Source organism: Martinezella dioscoreae (genome assembly GCF_009176305.1).
GTDB classification, from domain to species: Bacteria; Pseudomonadota; Alphaproteobacteria; order Rhizobiales; family Rhizobiaceae; genus Rhizobium; species Rhizobium dioscoreae.
Map to the genome: position 1 here is coordinate 48073 of NZ_BLAJ01000018.1, position 18334 is coordinate 66406.

Below are 18334 nucleotides of genomic sequence, written 5' to 3' on the forward strand. Positions count from 1 at the left end.
GATGGCTGAGGAGTCGCACATCCCGTTTGAAGATTACGAATATTTCCTGATTAGCTCCCCGATTAAGGATCGAATGCATTCGGTACCGCGAGAGTAGGAAGATCGACGGGTGCGGTCACGCGGATCGTCGGGCGATGCTCAGCGTGAACAAGCTGTTGCCATTTGAATATTCGGATTGTTCGGCAGACTTATCACGCGACTGCCTTAACCGTCTTCATTTTATGTTCCAAGGGTTGATGACGCTTAAACCGCCAGCCTCAAAAGGGCTAGTATCGCGCGTAGCTACCATAAAGCCATGTGAGGCAGCCGTGGCGGCAATATAGCCGTCTGCCGTGCCAATGGATTTGCCTGCCCTCCTCGCTAACGCCATCAAATCGGCATAGGCTTGCGAGGCATCCAGGTCAAAAGGCAGAACCCGGTTGGCAAAAGCCGGTAAAACCTCCCTTTCCAATCGGTCTTGATAGATTGTACGCCGCTTGCCCTCAGGCATCGCAGCCAAGCCGAAGCGCAGTTCGGCAACGGTGATGATCGAGAGGTAGAGTGTTTCGATCATCTGCGCATCGATCCACGACAACACATTCGGATCGGGCGTGATCTTCCACAGCTCGGAAATGACGTTGGTGTCGAGAACAATCATTCGAAGCTAATTGGCCCGACCGGGGTCTTATCGCGAAGCTGGTTGAAACCCTCAGCTTCGGCTTCGGTTAGCCCTCCCGCTTCACGAGCAATGGATGTCAACAGCGAACCCAGCTTCAGGCGGCCTTCTGGTTTTGCTGCCTTTTCCAGAATATCGCGGATCTCGGCTTCAGTGCTGCGACCGTGCATAGCAGCTCGCACTCGGATCGCACGATGCACCTCGTCCGGCACATTGCGAATGGTGATCGATGCCATTGCTTCACGCTCCCATATTTGATTGCATTGATAGCAATATATGAGAACGCAATCAAAGCAAAGCAAGCGGAAACGCGCTTGCTGGCTTTCTACGCGCTCCAGCATTAACTGCCGGCCTCTTGGTTCTTGCTACTGCTCTGGTGAATCCAAAATGAGCGCCTTTGATTGCTGATAACGAAACGGCAATGGCGACGAAACACCATCGCCGCCCTCGGCTCAAATCATGTGCCGGCGATCCTGCTAACCGCCGACCATGAGCCTCACGACTTCCTCGTGATTGGTGTCGGCGATGTTGCGTTCGCCGGCAACGATCCCGCGGCGCAGGACGACGATGCGGTCGGAGACCGCAAAAATGTCCTGCAGATTGTGCGATATGAAGATGACGCCGCGCCCCTGCGCCTTCAGCGACTTGATGAGGGCCACGACCTTGCGCTGTTCCGGCACGCCGAGTGCTGCGGTCGGCTCGTCCATAACGAGGATGCGGGCATTCCAATAGACGGCACGCCCGATCGCGACGGCCTGCCGCTGACCGCCGGAAAAGTTGCTGACGGGCGCATCGAGCCTCTTCACGTGGAAATCCAGCTCCGCCATCGTCTTGCGCGCCGCTTCGGCCATGGCTTTCCGATCGAGCACCGGCAGGAAGCCGAAGAGCTTCTTCATCGGCTCACGGCCGAGGAAAATATTGGCGCCGATCGGCAGATTATCGGCGAGCGCCAGATCCTGATAGATCGTCTCGATGCCTTTCTCGCGCGCATCCTGCGGCGATGAGAAGGTGACAGGCTTGCCTTCGATCAGGATTTCGCCGGCGGTCGGCGGATAGACGCCGGAAATCGCCTTGATCATCGTCGTCTTGCCGGCGCCGTTGTCACCCGCAAGTGCCACGACTTCACCAGGCCGCACGACCATGGAGCAATTGTCGAGGGCACGCACCGCACCGAAATAACGCGAGAGATTGCGGACCTCGAGGAGGGGAGTTGCACTATTCATCCTGTTTTGCTCCGCTGAACCGACGCTGCGCCTGGTCGATGAGCACCGAAATGATGATGACGACGCCGACAGCGATGAACTGCCAGAACGGCTCCACATTCATGAAGACGAGACCATATTGGATGACGGCGATGACGAGAGCGCCGGCAATGGTGCCGATGATCGTGCCGGAACCGCCGAAGAGGCTGGCGCCGCCGATAACGACGGCGGCCACGCTATCGAGCAGCAGGGGCTCGCCCGCCTGGGCGGCGCCTGCAGTGAAACGGGCCGCATAGAGCGCGCCGCCCAGGCCCGCACAGACGGCCGAGAGAATATAGAGCCGCAGCAGATGGGACTTGATGTCGATGCCGGCGCGGCGCGCCGCCTGGGCATTGGCGCCGATGGCATAATTATGCTGGCCGAAGCGGGTCTGGCTCAGCAAATAATGCATGATCACCACGAAGACGAGTGTGACGATGACGAGATAGGGCACGCCATAGAATCGTCCGTTGCCAAGCTCGGCAAAATAGGAGTTCTTGACCGGCACCGTCGTACCGCCGGCGAGCAGGAAGGCCGTGCCACGCGCCACGCCGAACATGCCGAGTGTACCAATGAACGGCGGAACCTTGAGACGAGAGATCAGGAGACCATTGATGAGGCCGGGGACTGCGGCTGCCAGCATGGCGACGAGGATGCCGAAGACCATTGCGACGGGCAGAGGCATGTAAAGACCGGCGATATTGGCAATATGCGCGGCGACGACGGCCGCAAGGCCCATGATGAAGCCGGTCGACAGATCGATACCGCCTGAGATGATGACGAAAGTCTGCCCGATTGCCAGCAGCAACGGTGCTACCGCGAAGATCGCAACGGACTGCCAGTTGAAGCTCGAGCCGATGAACGTGCCACCGAAGTCGATCCGCGCCCAGATCTCGAAAGTTACGATGAGCGCAGCAAGAAAGAGCCACGCGCGCAATTGCGCGATACGATTAAGAAGTGTTTTTGCCTGGTCGCCGTGGTCTGCCTGTGGCGCCACGTGCTGATCCGCCTTGCGGACCTCTGCATTGTCGATTGTCATGGATCGGTCCAAACTGGAGCGTTGGAAGCGCGAAGATTAGGGCGCCGTCGCTCTATCATCGTTGGATAATGTGCCTCGCCGATCGGCGAGGCACAGACTATCCCCGCATCAATCGGAGTAGATGAACTTCGCGATCTTCTTGTCGGCTACGTTCGACTTATCGATGACCGTGAAACCGGTCCCGATCGCTGTCGGAATCGAATTGCCGGTGAGATGCGCATAAGCGGCCATCACTCCGAAATAGCCGATCTCGGCCGGATGCTGCGCAATCGCCAGATCGACGAGACCGGAGTTGATGTTATCAACGATAGACGTCGGCGCATCGAAGGCCACCACGCGGATCTTACCCGTCTGGCCGGCCTGCTGCACGCCGTTGGCAGCACCGAGAGCGGAGAACAGATTGGCCCCGAAAACGCCATCGAGATCGGAGTTGCGTGCGAAGACGGCCTGCAGCTGCGATGCTGCCTTGTTGGCGTCGTCATCATTATATTGCGTCTCCAGAACGGTGATGTTCGGATACTTCTTCATCTCCTCCTTGAAACCCTGCTCACGCTGGTCGGTGGTCGAGACGCCGGGCTTGACGTTGGAAACATAGACCTTGCCCTTTTCGCCAACGGCCTTTGCCAGTGCGCGGGCGGCAATCGCCCCGCCGAGCAGGTTGTCGGAAGCGATATAGGCCAGCGGGAAATCGGCATCACCGCTGCCGGTCTGGTAGACGCCGTTACCGATGAAGGTATCGACGGTGATGATCGGAATGCCGGCATCAGCAGCCTTCTTCAGAGGCTGGATGAGCTGATCCTTGTCGGTCGGCGCAATCAGAATGAAATCGGGCTTCTTGGCGATCACTGCGTCAAGAACCGGAACCTGGGTCACCGGGTTGAAATCGGGGCCGCCCTGAAAAACGAGCTCGGCACCGACAGCCTTGGCTGCCGCTTCGGCACCCTTGCGCATGGTAATATAGAAGGCGTCGGTCGTCAGACCCGGAATGAGGGCAATCGTAAACTTCTTGTCTGCGGCTTTGGTGCTGCCGGCAACTGCCGCAACACCGGTAGCGAGCGATGCCACGGCCGTAGCCTTGAGAAATGAGCGGCGCTCCATAATTTTCCTCCTCTTGAAGCCGAACCTCCCCTGTCCGGCAAAGCGATAATCAGTGGGTTACTGCGGCACGTCAAGCAATTTTTTTCTGCAAAGAATTTCCATCATCTTGTTGATATAGCTACACAATTCTGCCATGCACACAATGCCGGCATCTGCCGGGGACATAGCGTCGCACGACAGTTCAGGATTATTTCGCATTTATGCCGTCTGCCCGGACGGCGGCGCTTATGATTCGCCCTCGAAGATCTTTGAAAGCCAGGCCATGATAGCCGCCATATCCGGTTCCTCCGTCTGGTCGACCGTCATTACGGCACCACACCCCATAGGCTCGGCCCGTTCGGCAAGCGCTACCAATTCCGGCACATATTCGGCACCTGGATGTCCAGGTAATCGGTCCTTCAATCGACTGGCGTAACGCGCGCCGGCAACCGATCCAGGCACCTTGCACCAGAGCTCTGCGACATGGCCTATCTGCGCAGCATTGAGATAACTCTCTAGTTGAGCCTTCGGCTGAAAGCCGAACCATGCATCGACAATGAAGGTCGCGCCCGTCGGCGCCTCCGCGATAAAGGACCAGATCGCCTGGTAGCTTGCCTTTCCCAGCGTCCGATTGAAGTCGCGGTCGACGGAACCGATATGCTGCAGGAACGGGTTCTTGATGCCGTCGAGAGACAGGACCGGCCAGCCGGTCCGCAGCGACAAAGCCTTGGCCAGCCTGCTTTTGCCGGAAGCCGGCACGCCGTTGACCATGACGACCCGCTTTCGCCGCGGCAGGGCATCAGCGCCGAAAATCGAAAGTCCGGCGCCGATCACGCCGGCATCGTCTGAAAGCTTCGCCGGCAATATGGCGGGGCAGAACCAGGGAGCGCTTGGTGGCAAATCGGCAAGAGCCCGCGCAGCATCACAGCCAAGCCCGCCGCCGAGCAGGATAATCTCCGGATCCATGGTCGCTGCGATATTGTCGAGTGCGGCACGCAAGGGTGTTGCCCATTGGCGCAGCACACGGACTGCCGTGTCGTTTCCTTCCGCCGCCATGTTGAAAATTTCGCGGATTGTCGTCACCGACAAACCGGATTCGGCGATGTGCCGGCGTAAGGCGGTTCCGGAACTGAAGGTCTCGACGCAGCCGCGTCTGCCGCAAGGGCAGGGCGGGCCATCCTGCGATACACAAATATGGCCGAGTTGACCGGCCGCCTTGTGCCCGTGGTAGATGCGCCCTGCATGGGCGACAGCTCCCCCGATGCCCGTCCCGATCGTCAGCATCGCGACGTTTTGATAGCCCTTGGCGCCGCCGATCCGCATTTCGGCGATCAACGCCATACTGCAATCATTCTCGATGACAATAGGTTTTTGCAGCACTGTCTCGAGCCGTTTTACGAAATCGAGGCCGGAAAGGTTGAGGATGCCGCCAGACAGAATCTCGCGTCTGTCGACGTCGACCCGCCCTGGTATGCCGACACCGATCCCCAAAACTTCAGGAGTGTCGAGCGAGCGCGCCATCGCAATGACGCGCTCCAATGCCAACAGGGGATCTGTCGGGGTTCTTTCCGACAGCTTGGAAAGGATCTCGCCTTGAACGGAGACGAGGGCGGCACGAATATTCGTGCCGCCAATATCGACACCGATGGCGATGTCAGCCATGGGCGCGCTGCCTTTGATCATCGCCGTTAGAGCCTGTGCCCTTGAAGTGCGTCGCGATGACGGCCTGAATTTCGCGAAGCCTCGGCACCGCAACCGTCTCCAGACGATTCTTCGTTACCGAACGATCGAGCGAGATGCAGTCTTTCCACAGCGAGCGACCGGCGATGACGCCCGAAGCGCCGTTGCGCATGGCATCCTCGACCTGGCTGAGGAAGGTGGCGTGGTCGACACCGGCCGACAGCACCGCCCACGGCACATCGCCGGAAAGGCGCGTGACTTCGGCGCAGGCTTCCGACGAGCCGGGATAAGGGATTTTCAAGACTTTCGCACCGAGATCGAGGCAGATCTTGCTGCCGCCGACGATCAGAGAGGGCAGCTTCGCCTTGTAATCTGTCTCATCCTCGTCTTCGAACTTGTAGGTCAGGAATTCAACGACCAGCAGAAGATCCTCATGCGCGAAATCTTGGATGCACTGCTTCAGGATCTGAATATTGTGGGCGTTCGCCGCATCCCGATCCGAGCGCAGATAGACCATAATCTTGCCACCCGTTGCCCCCAGCTGGCGCACGCGGCGTGCGGAGATGCCGGCAACCAGCTTCGACAGACGATAGCCGTCCGCCGATGTATCCCAGCCGGAAGCATCGAGGCCGATCAGCAGTGCGGTATCGCGCTGAAGGACACGATCATCCACCAGCGCCGGCACGGCGCAGATGGGATCGACGAGAACACAGGACGCCTTGCTCGCGAGGAAGCGGGCGATATCGGCCTTCGTGTCCCCCAGCACCTTATCGGAGATCGCCGCCTGTTCGGCCGGGTCCTTGGCTAGAAGGCTGCGCATGCCGCCGCGCTGATCGCAGGCAATCACCATCATGGCACCGTCGCTGCCGCAAATCTGCTGGTAGCCGCGCATCTCCGCTGTCGTCAATTTCGTCATGTGATCCTTCCTCCAGCCGTTGCGAAACGGCACCCATACGAGCAAGCCTTCCCTACTCCTCGAAGAGGGCAATACTCTTGAAATTGAGGACTCTCATGCGCGGTATAAACGTTGCGAAACCGGGCTTTTTAAGCGATAACTCCTCAAGTGCCGTACGTGTAACACATTGCAGAAAGGAATTTCAATCTGAATTCGTCTCAATCGCAGGAGGCTGCGGCAAATCGCGCGTTGCTGCACACGGTCGCCAAACTGCACTACCAATCCGATATGGCGCAGGTGGATATTGCCAGGAAGCTTGGTCTGTCGACGGCGACGGTTTCGCGGTTGCTGCAGCGAGCCCGGGCAGTCGGGATCGTCCGGATCGAAGTGATCGATCTCTCACCTGCTGAAGACCTGAGTGCTGCACTGATCGACAGCCTGAAGCTGCACACCGCTGCCGTAATCGATACGCCGTCATCAAACGTGCTAAGCGCGCTTGCCGCGCCTGTCGGCTCGCTCCTGCAGCAAGCGGGCCTGCGTTCAGGTTCGACGCTCGGCATCGGCTGGGGGCGGGCGGTGCGCGAGGTGACATTGGCTGGCCTGCCGCAATTGCCTGGCATCCTCACGGTTGCGCTGAACGGCGGCATGCAGCACGCAGCGCCTCACTTCCAGATCAACGAATTCGTGCGCCAGGCGGCGGTCCAGATGGGTGGCGTGCCGCATTTTCTGCATGCGCCCTATATCTCTTCGACAGAACTCCGGGACGCGTTTCTCGGAGATCCTACAGTCCAGCAGGTGACGTCTCTCTGGGACAGGCTGGACGCGGCAATCGTCGGCGTCGGGCTGACACATGCGGCCAACCCCTCGGAAACAGCGTTGCCGGGCGAAAAGGCGCTGAGCCATGCAGCCGGCGATGTGCTGCGCCACTACGTCACCGAGGAGGGCGAGATCCTGCACTGGGATGGAGAGGAGGGCATGATTGCAGCCTCTCCCGCACAATTGCGGAAGGTGCCGCTCTGCATCGCCGTTGCTGCTACTCCCGGCAAAGCTAGCGGCATTATCGGCGCGGCACGATCGGGAATGATCAATGCTTTGGTCACCGATGCCAATACCGCACAGGCTATCCTCGATCGTCTGTCGTCCAACCCAAAAGTCGAGGATCGATCCTGATGCCCTTTGACGACCGCTCCTTCGGCGCCTTCCTGTTCGATATGGATGGAACCGTCCTGAATTCGATAGCGGTCGCCGAACGGGTCTGGACCTCGTGGGCGGAAAAACGCGGTGTCGATGCCATCGCCTTGCTGGCGACCATTCATGGTCGCAAGGCGATCGAGACGATCACCCGCCTCGGCCTTTCGGGGATCGATCCCGCCGAAGAGGTCAGGATACTCACACAGGCCGAAATCGATGATGTTGCCGGCGTCGAACCGATCACGGGCGCTATCGGCTTTCTGAAAAGCCTGCCGTTGGATCGCTGGGCGATCGTCACCTCCGCTCCCCGTGAACTCGCCAAGGTCCGCATTGCGGCAGCCGGTATTCCCTGGCCGGAGATTCTGATCGCCGGCGAGGATGTGCAGCATGGCAAGCCGGCGCCGGATTGCTTCATGTTAGCTGCAAGGATGTTGGCACAACCTATTGAAGAATGTCTTATTTTTGAGGATACACCAGCGGCGGCGGAGGCCTCAGGTGCTTCCGTGCTTGTGATCAGCGCGACCCATCGGACGCCGTTATTCACACGGCATCCGACTATTGAAGACTATGATTGCGTGAGTGCGGGCATCGATGCAAATGGTAATCTGCGTCTCTCTGCCAGACCTGATTGACTAGCCCTCACCGAAACGGATCGTAGCCCGGCTTTTTATAGATCGTGTCTGACTTGCCCTGGATATCGGGGACATAGACCTTCCCAGTCCAATCGGACATCGCGACATCCTCGATCGCGACCGATACCGAACTCTCATCAACGCCGAGTGTTTCGATGACCGCCTTGGTCAGATTTTCAGCCACGGCATGTTTCATTGCTTCGGTTCTTCCTGCTGCCATTTTCAAAATTATGTGGGGCATCGGGTCATTCCTGTGCTCGTCGGAGATTGTCAGGCCGGTAAAAGTCTCTGTCGGGGCTTTGCCACCGTGCGGCGGCCCGCCGGACCAAGCTCCAAGCTCTTTGCTTATTCGCACAGGAAAAGCACTGCGAGGATGAAGCTTGCTGCGGAAGGGTGCGTTCCATGGCTATCCTTCATTTGGTCTGGCGTTGCCTGCGGACGTTGCTCATGGGGCTTTCGGCTCCGGCCCGACGTCTTTGCGGAGCAAGGCAGATATCCACATCGGATCTCATAGCGATACGAACGAATTACCGCCGCTGCTAAGTCCTAGGGAACTGCAGAAAGAATGTAGGACGATCCGGATGCCGGATTAGCACCTGAATGCTGCAAACACTTATGGCATCTGCTCATGAATGCACTGCTGCAGCCTGCCGATGATACCGGCAGGCTGTCGCGTGAGGCCAACGTATCTTGATAGCCTGTCAGGCCGCTCGAGGCAGCATGGATTTCAGGTTCGCGTTGCCAGCCAGCGCTTCGGCCGATGGCGTGACGCGCCCGGCAATCAGCATCTCGCTGAGTTTGATATCCTTGGCGACCTTGTTGCCGGGGCCGACGCCGCTTGCGGCGACCAGTCGCTGCTGGTCGTCGAGATGAAACAGGATGAAGGCACCGTCCCCGAGGTCTCTGCGAACGACCGTGCGACCCTCATCGACGAGTCCGGCGATCTGCAGCGTATGATCGAACTGGTCGGACCAGAAATAGGGAACGGCCTGATAATTGCGCGCCGCGCCCATCAAATTTGCGGCCGCGAGAATGCCCTGATCCTGCGCGTTGCGCCATGCTTCGAGACGCAGACGGCGACCGTCATAAAGGAGATGCGGAAACGAGCAGCAGTCTCCGGCGGCATAAATATCGCGCTCCGATGTTTCCAGGCGCTCATTGACCGCAATGCCGTTGTCGATTGCGATACCGGCGCGTGCAGCAAGCTCGGTGCGCGGCAGCGCGCCGATCCCGACGACGAGCACATCGGCCGAAATCGCATGGCCATCGGAAAGAGAAATATCGACACGCTGCTCATCCGCTTCGAGCCCGAGAACCGCCACACCGCATTTCACGACGACGCCACTGCCTTGGTGCAGGGCAGTAATCGTTTCGGCGATCGGTTCGGGGACACCGCGCTTGAGGATACGCTCCTGGGACTCGATGACCGTAACCCTCGCTCCGCGGCCGCGTGCCGAAGCGGCGACCTCCAGGCCGATGAAACCGCCCCCAAGCACTGCCACATGCATATCGGCTCGGACGAAGGAACGGAGTGCAAGCGCATCATCGATCGTCCGCAGATAGACTATGCGGCTGCTGACGGGCGCGTTCGGCAATCGCCTTGGTGCCGCGCCGGTCGCCAGTAGCAGTTTGTCATAGGGCAGCGCCCGGCCATCGGAGAGGAACAATTGCTTTCCGGACGTGTCGATGGCATCGGCCGAGGTGCTGCCGATATGACGGATTGCCTGCTCCGCCAGCACGAGATCATTGAGAACGGTTGGCATCCGAGGCTCCATCTCGCCAAGCAGAACCTGTTTGGAAAGAGGCGGCCGCTCGTAAGGAAGGTGAACCTCATCGCTGATGAGGGTGATCGCCTGCCGGTAACCGCTCTCCCTCAGGCTCAAAGCAGCACGCGCGCCGCATTCACCGGCGCCAACGATGATGATGCCCGCATCGCCGCTCATGCGCCGATTCCGATCAGGATGCGATCGCCTTCCACTTTGACCGGATAGGTTTTCAGATTGATGCAGACCGGAGCGCCTCGCGCTTCGCCCGTCTTATAGCTGAAGCGGCCATTGTGCTTCGGACACTCGATGGTGTCATCCATGACGAGCCCATCGGCCAAATGGATTTTCTCATGAGTGCAAAGCCCATCCGTAGCGAAATATTCGTTATCGGGACTACGATAGATCGCAAAGGTTCGCCCGGCGTGATCGAAGCGGACAACATCCTCCTGATCGATTTCATCGGCAGCGCAGGCATCAACCCAGTTCATCATTTCTTCCTCCTCATTGCAGTCACCGTAAGGCGCGAAACGCATCATCCAATCTTGGGAGCAGGTCGACGTTGCGCTTTGATCGCGCATCGCTTTTTCCTCCCGGCTGGTTCCAAGCATGCGTGAAATGACCCTTCACGTTCCATGCCGATTATGATCATTTTTCATCAGGGAGGAGCGGCATGAAGAAAGCACGTCTCGTGGACATCGCCGCTGCCGCTGGTGTCGGCCTTCCGACCGTGGAGCGCGTTCTCAACGAACGCGGCAGCGTCAGGCCGCAAACGGCGGAGAAGGTGGTGCTGGCCGCAAAGCGCTTAGGCTACAAAAGGATCATCCCAAGTCTTTATCGCGGCACGATCCGCATCGAAGTCATCCTAGTCAGGCCGGAGTCGCCGTTTTTTCAGCCGGCTCAACCATGCCTTCGAGCGAATCGCCGCCTTGCTGGACAGCTCGATCACCGTCCACCGGACCTTTGTCGAAGAGAGCGAGCCGGAGAAGTTCGCTGCGCATGTGGCCGATAGCAGCATTCGCCGGCATGGCCTGATCGTTGCCGTGGAAGTGATGACGCAGGCGCTGCGTCGCTGTTCGGATATTATCGGTATCTACAATGCCGGCGGTGCCAATCTTGGGGTCGGCTCGGTGCTTCAGCGCTTTCAGGAACGACAGGGAAGGGATTGCGTCTGGATAGGGCACGAACTCAACGACGAAACGCGCCGCTTCATCGCCTCGGGGCTGATGACGCTCGTTCTCGATCAGGCACCCGAAACCCAGGCGAGGCGCGCACTGGATACGATATTATCGCGTATGGGGATTATTGATGTGCCAGTCAGCCAAGAGCCGGTTCCGTTCCTGACCTATACGACGGAGAATGTTGGCCCGGCATCCAGTCACCACTAAGTGACAAGGCCGGAGCCTGCGGAAGGAGGACCGCAGGCTCCGGCATTTCCCGCCATCAACGGCCGATTGAACCGGTGGCGGGGGGAGAGCTCAATACGCGCATATGGAGCACATAGCGCCTTTGGCAAGTTCTTGAGATCATTGTCCTGGCTGGAAGAACCCAGCCAGGCTCGGCTCTTTGCTAGCTTGGCGTGCCGGAGCGGCGGGCCTGCTTTTCTGCGTATTTCTTGGCGCGCTCCATGAAGCGCTTATTCATGCGGTCCTCGGCCTCTTTCGAGCCGTCGTGAAAGGTGCCGAACCACTGGTCGAGCGGGATAACGCCATCGGCATAATTGCACTCGAAGAATTTATGATGGAGATAGTGGTCGTAGGCATGGGTATCGATCCCGGCTTCCTCGCCGATCACGATCTTGTCGAAACCGGCATGGCCTGGCGCCGGTGCGAGAGCGGCATGTGTCAGATGGAACAAAGCATGGACCGGGTTGGACGGTACGATCCAATGGATGAGGACACCCGAAAAATACAGCAGATGTTCGACCGGATGCATGGCGAGGCCGGACCAGGGACCGGGATTGACGTTGTTATGATGCAGCTTGTGAACCGTATGATAGAGCGGCGGCCAGTGGATCAGGCGGTGCACCAGATAGAAATGCAGATCGCGAAACGCCGGGATCAGCAGCATGATGATGGCGCAATAGATCGGGTGTTCGGCGAAGTCGACATAGGGAATGAGCCCGTTCGCAAAGGCCCATAGCGTCAGCACTTCGAAGGCCGTCCAGAGGGGTACGGCGCTCGCAAAGGTCCAGATCACATTGTCGATGGTCTGATTGCTGAAGAGGAAGGCGGAATTATCCTTCGATGGCCACTTGCTATTGTATTTGAAGCTCGTGCCCTGCTTCTTCTGCATGTAGAGGCGCAGGTGAAAGGCGCCAAAGAACAGGAAGACTAGCGCGGCGTTGCGCAGGAGAAGAAAGGCGACCCAGCCTGGCGCCAGCGTCTTCATCGTTTCCATGGAGGGTGTCGCATAAAGCCATAGCAGTGTCGCGACGACGGCATAGACGACGTTCCAGGGCATCAGATAGCCGGGATACCCGAAGAACCATTTCAGGAAGGCGATCGGTTTGGCCGGCCAAATGAAGACGGGCGGATATTGCAGAAGCTTGTTGGGTTTCCAGTCGCCGCGTTTGTCGCGGGTGCCGTAGAGCGTGTCGTCCATAATGTGCCTCCCGGTGGATGAACTATGCGGTCAGTGTCAGGGACCTCGGCGCGAAACGACAGCATTGATTTGATGAAATTTGCTCACGGCGACGGGAACTCTGCTGAGCCGCAATCGGGGGAGGAGAAGGTGGCTATTACCTTCTTCCAGGCGCCGCACAGAAACACCTGCCCACATGACTATTTGGAAAGAGTTACGGGTGGACCCGGTTGGCGCATTCAGAGCATCTTGATGAAAACCCCTCACGCGACCAGCGCTCGACGAGCGAATACATCCGCTTTGCAATGAAACGCGCCGATGATCAAAAGCCATCATCGCGCCGGCTGGCGGAGATCTCGGATTCATGATCTGAGCAGCGCACTGGTAGGGGAGAAACCATGCAGAACTTGCTCATATTCCAGTCACTCTGGTCCATGGAGCGACGCAGCGCGCGATATCCGGAGCTTTCTCTGGAAGAAAACATCGAAAAGATCGCGTCTGCGGGCTTTGATGGGATCAGTACCCATTGGTACGACCGCAAGGTCGTTTCTCGCGTCGCGGGCTTGCTCAAACAACATCGGCTGCAGGCGGAGGGCCAATGTTTCCCCAAGACTGTCGACGATCTAAAGCCGGTGCTGGAGATCGCGGCCGAATACAACGTTCATCACATCTGTCTGCAGCCGGACGTGCGCCTGCGACGGCTTGAGGATTGCGTTCCGTTGCTGGAAGGCTGGCAACGTCTGGCGGAAGAGGCCGGTATCGATGTTTGGATTGAGACGCATCGCGACCGCATGACGACGGATCTCTTTTTCACGCTCGACCTGCTCGATCGCCTGCCGGACCTGCGGCTGCTCGGCGATATCTCCCATTTCCTTGTCGGGCGGGAGTTCGCCTGGCCGGTATCCGACGAAAATCATGCCCTTATTCATCGGATATTGGACAGTTCCTGGGCCTTCCATGGCCGCGTTGCCTCCCGCGAACAGGTTCAGATCGAAATTTCCTTCCCGCATCACAGACCCTGGGTCGATCTTTTCCTCGGCTGGTGGGAGTATGGCTTCAAAAGCTGGCGGAAGCGCGCCGACAAAGACGCCACACTTGCCTTCACCTGCGAACTCGGGCCGAAGCCCTATGCCATCACCGGAAAGGACGGTGAAGACACCACCGACCGCTGGGAAGAATCTCTGCTTATGAAGCAGGAAATACGTGATTTGTGGGCAAGAATCATCGGCTAATAAGTTAAGAAAAGTATCAGCAATAGACTATTGATTTTGGAGGATTTTCCATGGACGTAAGAGCAGCGGCCGCGGTTGCGGCTGGCAAGCCGCTTGAGGTGATGACGGTTCAGCTGGAGGGGCCGAAGGCTGGCGAAGTGCTGATCGAGGTCAAGGCGACTGGCATCTGCCATACCGATGATTTCACCCTGTCCGGTGCCGATCCGGAAGGCCTCTTCCCGGCAATCCTCGGCCATGAGGGTGCCGGCATCGTCGTCGATGTCGGGCCGGGGGTGACTTCGGTGAAAAAGGGCGATCACGTCATTCCGCTCTATACGCCCGAATGCCGCGAATGCCCGTCGTGTCTCTCGCGCAAGACCAATCTTTGCACGGCGATCCGCTCGACCCAGGGCCAGGGCCTGATGCCGGACGGCACCTCGCGCTTCTCGATCGGCAAGGACAAGATCCATCACTATATGGGCTGCTCCACCTTCGCCAATTATACCGTGCTGCCGGAGATTGCCGTCGCCAAGGTCAATCCCGACGCCCCCTTCGACAAGATCTGCTATATCGGCTGCGGTGTGACGACCGGCATCGGTGCAGTCATCAACACCGCCAAGGTGGAGATGGGTGCAACGGCCATCGTCTTCGGTCTCGGCGGCATCGGTTTGAACGTCATTCAGGGCTTGCGGCTAGCCGGTGCCGACATGATCATCGGCGTCGATCTCAACAACGACAAGAAGGCCTGGGGCGAGCGCTTCGGCATGACGCATTTCGTCAATCCGAAGGAGGTCGGCGACGACATCGTGCCCTACCTCGTCAACATGACGAAGCGCGGGGCCGACCAGATCGGCGGCGCCGACTATACCTTCGACTGCACCGGCAACACCAAGGTGATGCGCCAGGCGCTGGAAGCTTCCCATCGCGGCTGGGGCAAGTCCGTCGTCATCGGCGTGGCCGGCGCCGGCCAGGAGATCTCGACGCGTCCGTTCCAGCTGGTGACGGGCCGCTCGTGGATGGGCACGGCCTTCGGCGGCGCGCGTGGCCGCACCGATGTGCCGAAGATCGTCGACTGGTACATGGAAGGTAAAATCCAGATCGATCCGATGATCACCCACACCATGCCGCTCGACGACATCAACAAGGGTTTTGAGCTCATGCATTCGGGTGAAAGCATCCGCAGCGTCGTGCTCTACTGACGCTGCAGGCGACCTCGCTGGAAGTTTTTTGGCAGTCCGAACGACGGATAAGCCGATGATCACCGTTCAAGAAGGACGCCGACCTCGTGATGGGGTCGGCGGCTTGAACACGAATGGCCTTCAGGCAAAAGGATATGCCCATGACCAGCAAGCTGCTCAGTGCGACCGCCGCTGCTCTCTTCGCTCTATCTTCCGCAACCGTCGTCTTCGCCCAAACGACCGCACCTGCGACGACCGCAACGCCAGCTCCCGCCACGACCCCTTCCACATCGGCCACGTCGTCGATCATGCCCTCGAAGGATGAGATCAAGACGGCGCGGCAAGCCTGCCGGCAGGATGCAACGGGGCAGGGCCTCAAGGGCGACGCGCGCAAGGGCGCAGTCAAAAGCTGCCTGCAGCAGAAGTATCCAGTCCTGGCGAAACGCAAGACCTGTCATGACGAAGGCACCGCCAAAGGTCTGGAAAGGAAAGCATTGCGCGATTACGTCAAGCAGTGCATCACCGCAAGCTGAGCATCGGCCCGCGATCACGGATCCGAACCGGACCCATCACATAACGACAGTCCGCTCCACGGGGCGGACTACGTGCCTTGCACAATCGCCGTACGTCTTGCGCGGCCCCTTTTCCTCAAGCGCAAGCCTCCTTATCTCCTTGGCAAGGATATAAATTTCAGGGTGCGGCGTGCTTTTCCATCCAGACAGGCTTTCATTCGGCATAGTCCTGCCGGCGCAAACGAGAACTGCCGCCGACATAGAGTTCGATGCTCAGCTCGGCATTGCGGGCCAAGCCGATAAATTGGGCTTCGATGCGCTGTGGGTGAGGGATGTTCCCCTTAACAGCGACAGCTATCCTGATCCGATCGGACATGCCGATCCCTGGGTCTTCCTTGGAGCTCTAGCCGCTTCCACATCCAGGATCGCCCTGGCGACGGGCGCAATCGTGCTGCCTTTGCGGCATCCGCTCCATATCGCCAAGGCAGTGCTGTCCATCGCCTCTCTGTCGAAAGGCCGGTTCGTCCTCGGTCTCGGCTCGGGAGACCGGCCGAGCGAATATGATGTTTTCGGAGAGGATATTGGAAACCGCAAAGCGCTCTTTCAATCGCATTGGGAGCGCCTCGCCGTTGCGCTTGGCCCGGATCAGAAGGTCGTCGATGAAGGCGGTCGCGTGCGGAAAGAGTTCGCCATAAGACCTGTGCTGCAACAATCGTCCATTCCCATGGTGGCTGTGGGTTCATCGTCGCAATCGCTCGAATGGATCGCCCGCCGCGCGTCAGCCTGGATGACCTACTACCGCCCGCTATCCGTTCAGAAAGACCGGTTGGCGCTTTGGCACAATGCCCGGGCTAAGGTCGCCGCCGATTTTCGCGGCTTTGGTCAGTCCATGGTCCTGGATCTGCTCGATAACCCTCAGGCCTCTTATGAGGAAATCAATCTCGGCGGCAGAACCGGCAGGCGAGGGTTGATCGAAGCCTTGTCGGCAATGCGTGAAGCGGGCATTCATCATGTCGCCTTCAATCTGATCGCGCAGGGACGGCCGGTAGGGGAAACCGTGGAAGAGATCGCCGCGGATATTCTGCCGGCCATGCGATAGCTTCAGCAAATTGCCCTCGGTGACAGCGCCGCGGAAATCATATTCCGCGGAACCCTGGCTTTTGCAGCCTTTGCCACCTATCTTTCCGCTGCAACCAAAAAGGGCTGATTTTGCTTCTCGAAATTTCTATCGTCATTGTCCTCACCCTCCTGAACGGCGTGCTTGCCATGTCGGAATTGGCAATCGTCTCATCCCGTCCTGCCCGCCTGAAAGTGCTTTCCGACCAAGGCAGCAGAGGCGCGACCATGGCGATGAGGCTCACGGAAGAACCGGGCCGCTTCCTTTCAACAGTGCAGATCGGCATCACGCTCGTCGGCGTCCTGTCCGGCGCGTTCTCAGGCGCCACACTCGGCGCTCGGCTGTCGGGCTGGCTTGCCAAGCAGGGTCTTTCTGTTGCAGCCGCCGACGCCATCGGCGTCGGTTCCGTCGTGGTCGCCATTACCTATCTGTCGCTGATCATCGGCGAGCTGGTGCCGAAGCAGGTCGCTCTGCGGGCGCCGGAAGCGGTCGCCAGCAAGGTTGCGCCGGCCATGGTGTTTCTTTCCCGGGCCGCAGCGCCGCTCGTCTGGTTGCTCGACATCTCAGGAAGGCTGGTTCTGAGTGCGCTCGGCCAATCCGGTAAGGCCGCGGATGGTGTCAGCGATGAGGAAATCAAGACGGTTCTGGCGGAAGCCCAAAGCGCCGGCGTCATTGCGACGGAAGAGCAGGCGATGATCTCGGGCGTCATGCGATTGGCCGACCGCACCGCAAGAGCATTGATGACACCGCGTCGCGACGTGGAGGTCATCGATATCGAAGACGGTATCGACGAGGTTCGCGAACAGCTTCGCCGCACCGAAAAGGCACGGCTCCCGCTGCGCAAGGACAGCTCCGATGAAATCGTAGGCGTGCTGACAACCAGGGACTTCTTCGATGCCCTGGCTTCCAGCGGGCAAGCCGACATTCTCAAGCTTGCCAAACAGGTCCCGATCGTTTCGGACCTTTCCAGCGCCCTTGACGTGGTCAAGGCGCTGCGTCGCTCTTCCTCGCATATGGTGCTCGTCTACGACGAATACGGCCACTTCGAAGGTGTCATCACATCGGGCGATATCCTCGAAGCCATCCTCGGAGCCGTTCAGGAGGAAACCGATGCCGGCGGCGAGCAGGCTCTCGTCCGCCGTCACGATGGCAGCTATCTCGTATCCGGCTGGATGCCCATCGACGAGTTTGCCGATTTCATGAACCTGCAGATCGAGGATGATCGTGACTACCAAACAGTTGCAGGTTTCGTGCTGCAGGAGCTGCGCCATCTTCCGGATGTGGGCGAAAGCTTCTCGAAGGGCGGCTGGCGCTTCGAGGTCGTGGATCTTGACGGCCGCAGGATCGACAAGCTGCTGGTAAGCGCGGACGCCGCCGCTCGCGAAGCCGATCACTGAAACTCATCTGAAAGACGGCCCATCGTTTCGTAGCGGATATGCCGGCATCGGATCGGTTTCAAAATTGCCCGCACTCAAGTGTTGAAGCAGCCTTAGCAAATCACAAAGACAGGGCTCGCCATATCGATTTATGTTCCATAACATAGATTATCTGATCACCCGG

General features: G+C 59.0%; 18 protein-coding genes and 1 pseudogene. 8 read left to right on the forward strand and 11 right to left on the reverse strand.

Annotation, left to right across the window (positions count from 1 at the left end; genetic code table 11):
* Positions 1–214: 214 nt before the first annotated feature.
* The 7 genes from GDN47_RS30080 to GDN47_RS30110 all read right to left on the reverse strand — a co-directional run bounded on the left by GDN47_RS30080 (position 215) and on the right by GDN47_RS30110 (position 6608).
* Positions 215–637, reverse strand: a complete 423-nt coding sequence (locus tag GDN47_RS30080; RefSeq protein ID WP_152094857.1) for a type II toxin-antitoxin system VapC family toxin — start codon at positions 635–637, stop codon at positions 215–217.
* Positions 634–891 carry a FitA-like ribbon-helix-helix domain-containing protein gene (locus GDN47_RS30085; protein ID WP_113332631.1) on the reverse strand — a complete coding sequence of 86 codons (258 nt, stop codon included), beginning with the start codon at positions 889–891 and terminating at the stop codon, positions 634–636. Before GDN47_RS30085 ends, GDN47_RS30080 begins: the two co-directional genes overlap by 4 nt.
* A gap of 240 nt (positions 892–1131) precedes the next feature.
* Entirely contained in the window at positions 1132–1878 is a 747-nt protein-coding gene (locus tag GDN47_RS30090) for an ATP-binding cassette domain-containing protein (RefSeq protein WP_069615566.1), read from the reverse strand.
* Complete coding sequence (locus GDN47_RS30095; protein ID WP_113332630.1) at positions 1871–2935, reverse strand: ABC transporter permease subunit; 1065 nt, start codon at positions 2933–2935, stop codon at positions 1871–1873. The genes GDN47_RS30090 and GDN47_RS30095 overlap by 8 nt, the downstream gene beginning before the upstream one ends.
* A gap of 108 nt (positions 2936–3043) precedes the next feature.
* Positions 3044–4033, reverse strand: a complete 990-nt coding sequence (locus tag GDN47_RS30100) for a substrate-binding domain-containing protein (RefSeq protein ID WP_113332629.1) — start codon at positions 4031–4033, stop codon at positions 3044–3046.
* Positions 4034–4258: 225 nt separating this feature from the next.
* A complete protein-coding gene (locus tag GDN47_RS30105) occupies positions 4259–5674 on the reverse strand; it encodes an ROK family protein (protein WP_152094858.1) in 1416 nt (471 codons plus the stop codon).
* Positions 5667–6608, reverse strand: coding sequence for a tagatose-bisphosphate aldolase (locus GDN47_RS30110; RefSeq protein WP_152094859.1), 942 nt, complete (start codon positions 6606–6608; stop codon positions 5667–5669). The genes GDN47_RS30105 and GDN47_RS30110 overlap by 8 nt, the downstream gene beginning before the upstream one ends.
* A gap of 228 nt (positions 6609–6836) precedes the next feature.
* Here GDN47_RS30110 and GDN47_RS30115 point away from each other — a divergent pair, with 228 nt between their 5' ends.
* Both GDN47_RS30115 and GDN47_RS30120 read left to right on the forward strand, forming a co-directional pair.
* Positions 6837–7757 (forward strand): sugar-binding transcriptional regulator, encoded by a 921-nt coding sequence (locus GDN47_RS30115; RefSeq protein WP_173002603.1) that lies wholly within the window; start codon positions 6837–6839, stop codon positions 7755–7757.
* Positions 7757–8410 (forward strand): HAD-IA family hydrolase, encoded by a 654-nt coding sequence (locus tag GDN47_RS30120; RefSeq protein ID WP_152094860.1) that lies wholly within the window; start codon positions 7757–7759, stop codon positions 8408–8410. The genes GDN47_RS30115 and GDN47_RS30120 overlap by 1 nt, the downstream gene beginning before the upstream one ends.
* 7 nt (positions 8411–8417) lie before the next feature.
* Here the strand turns inward: GDN47_RS30120 and GDN47_RS30125 are convergent, their stop codons facing one another.
* The 3 genes from GDN47_RS30125 to GDN47_RS30135 form a co-directional block, all read right to left on the reverse strand.
* Entirely contained in the window at positions 8418–8651 is a 234-nt protein-coding gene (locus tag GDN47_RS30125; RefSeq protein ID WP_152094861.1) for a tautomerase family protein, read from the reverse strand.
* A 460-nt stretch (positions 8652–9111) separates the two neighbouring features.
* Positions 9112–10353 (reverse strand): NAD(P)/FAD-dependent oxidoreductase, encoded by a 1242-nt coding sequence (locus GDN47_RS30130; protein ID WP_152094862.1) that lies wholly within the window; start codon positions 10351–10353, stop codon positions 9112–9114.
* Positions 10350–10667 (reverse strand): MocE family 2Fe-2S type ferredoxin, encoded by a 318-nt coding sequence (locus GDN47_RS30135; protein WP_152094863.1) that lies wholly within the window; start codon positions 10665–10667, stop codon positions 10350–10352. Before GDN47_RS30135 ends, GDN47_RS30130 begins: the two co-directional genes overlap by 4 nt.
* 179 nt (positions 10668–10846) lie before the next feature.
* On the opposite strand from GDN47_RS30135, the pseudogene GDN47_RS30140 reads away from it, so the two are divergent.
* A pseudogene (locus tag GDN47_RS30140) lies at positions 10847–11561 on the forward strand (LacI family DNA-binding transcriptional regulator).
* 181 nt (positions 11562–11742) lie between these two features.
* On the opposite strand, the gene GDN47_RS30145 reads toward GDN47_RS30140, so the two are convergent.
* Positions 11743–12777: a sterol desaturase family protein gene (locus GDN47_RS30145; protein WP_152094864.1), complete on the reverse strand. Its 1035-nt coding sequence runs from the start codon at positions 12775–12777 to the stop codon at positions 11743–11745.
* A gap of 377 nt (positions 12778–13154) precedes the next feature.
* On the opposite strand from GDN47_RS30145, the gene GDN47_RS30150 reads away from it, so the two are divergent.
* From GDN47_RS30150 to GDN47_RS30170, 5 genes are all read left to right on the forward strand, one after another.
* Positions 13155–13988, forward strand: coding sequence for a sugar phosphate isomerase/epimerase family protein (locus GDN47_RS30150; RefSeq protein ID WP_152094865.1), 834 nt, complete (start codon positions 13155–13157; stop codon positions 13986–13988).
* Between the two features lie 50 nt (positions 13989–14038).
* Positions 14039–15166 (forward strand): S-(hydroxymethyl)glutathione dehydrogenase/class III alcohol dehydrogenase, encoded by a 1128-nt coding sequence (locus GDN47_RS30155; protein WP_152094866.1) that lies wholly within the window; start codon positions 14039–14041, stop codon positions 15164–15166.
* Positions 15167–15306: 140 nt separating this feature from the next.
* Positions 15307–15678 (forward strand): PsiF family protein, encoded by a 372-nt coding sequence (locus tag GDN47_RS30160; RefSeq protein ID WP_145317685.1) that lies wholly within the window; start codon positions 15307–15309, stop codon positions 15676–15678.
* 169 nt (positions 15679–15847) lie between these two features.
* Positions 15848–16756 carry a TIGR03571 family LLM class oxidoreductase gene (locus tag GDN47_RS30165; protein ID WP_152094867.1) on the forward strand — a complete coding sequence of 303 codons (909 nt, stop codon included), beginning with the start codon at positions 15848–15850 and terminating at the stop codon, positions 16754–16756.
* Positions 16757–16866: 110 nt separating this feature from the next.
* Positions 16867–18171 (forward strand): hemolysin family protein, encoded by a 1305-nt coding sequence (locus GDN47_RS30170; protein WP_152094868.1) that lies wholly within the window; start codon positions 16867–16869, stop codon positions 18169–18171.
* Positions 18172–18334 lie beyond the last annotated feature (163 nt).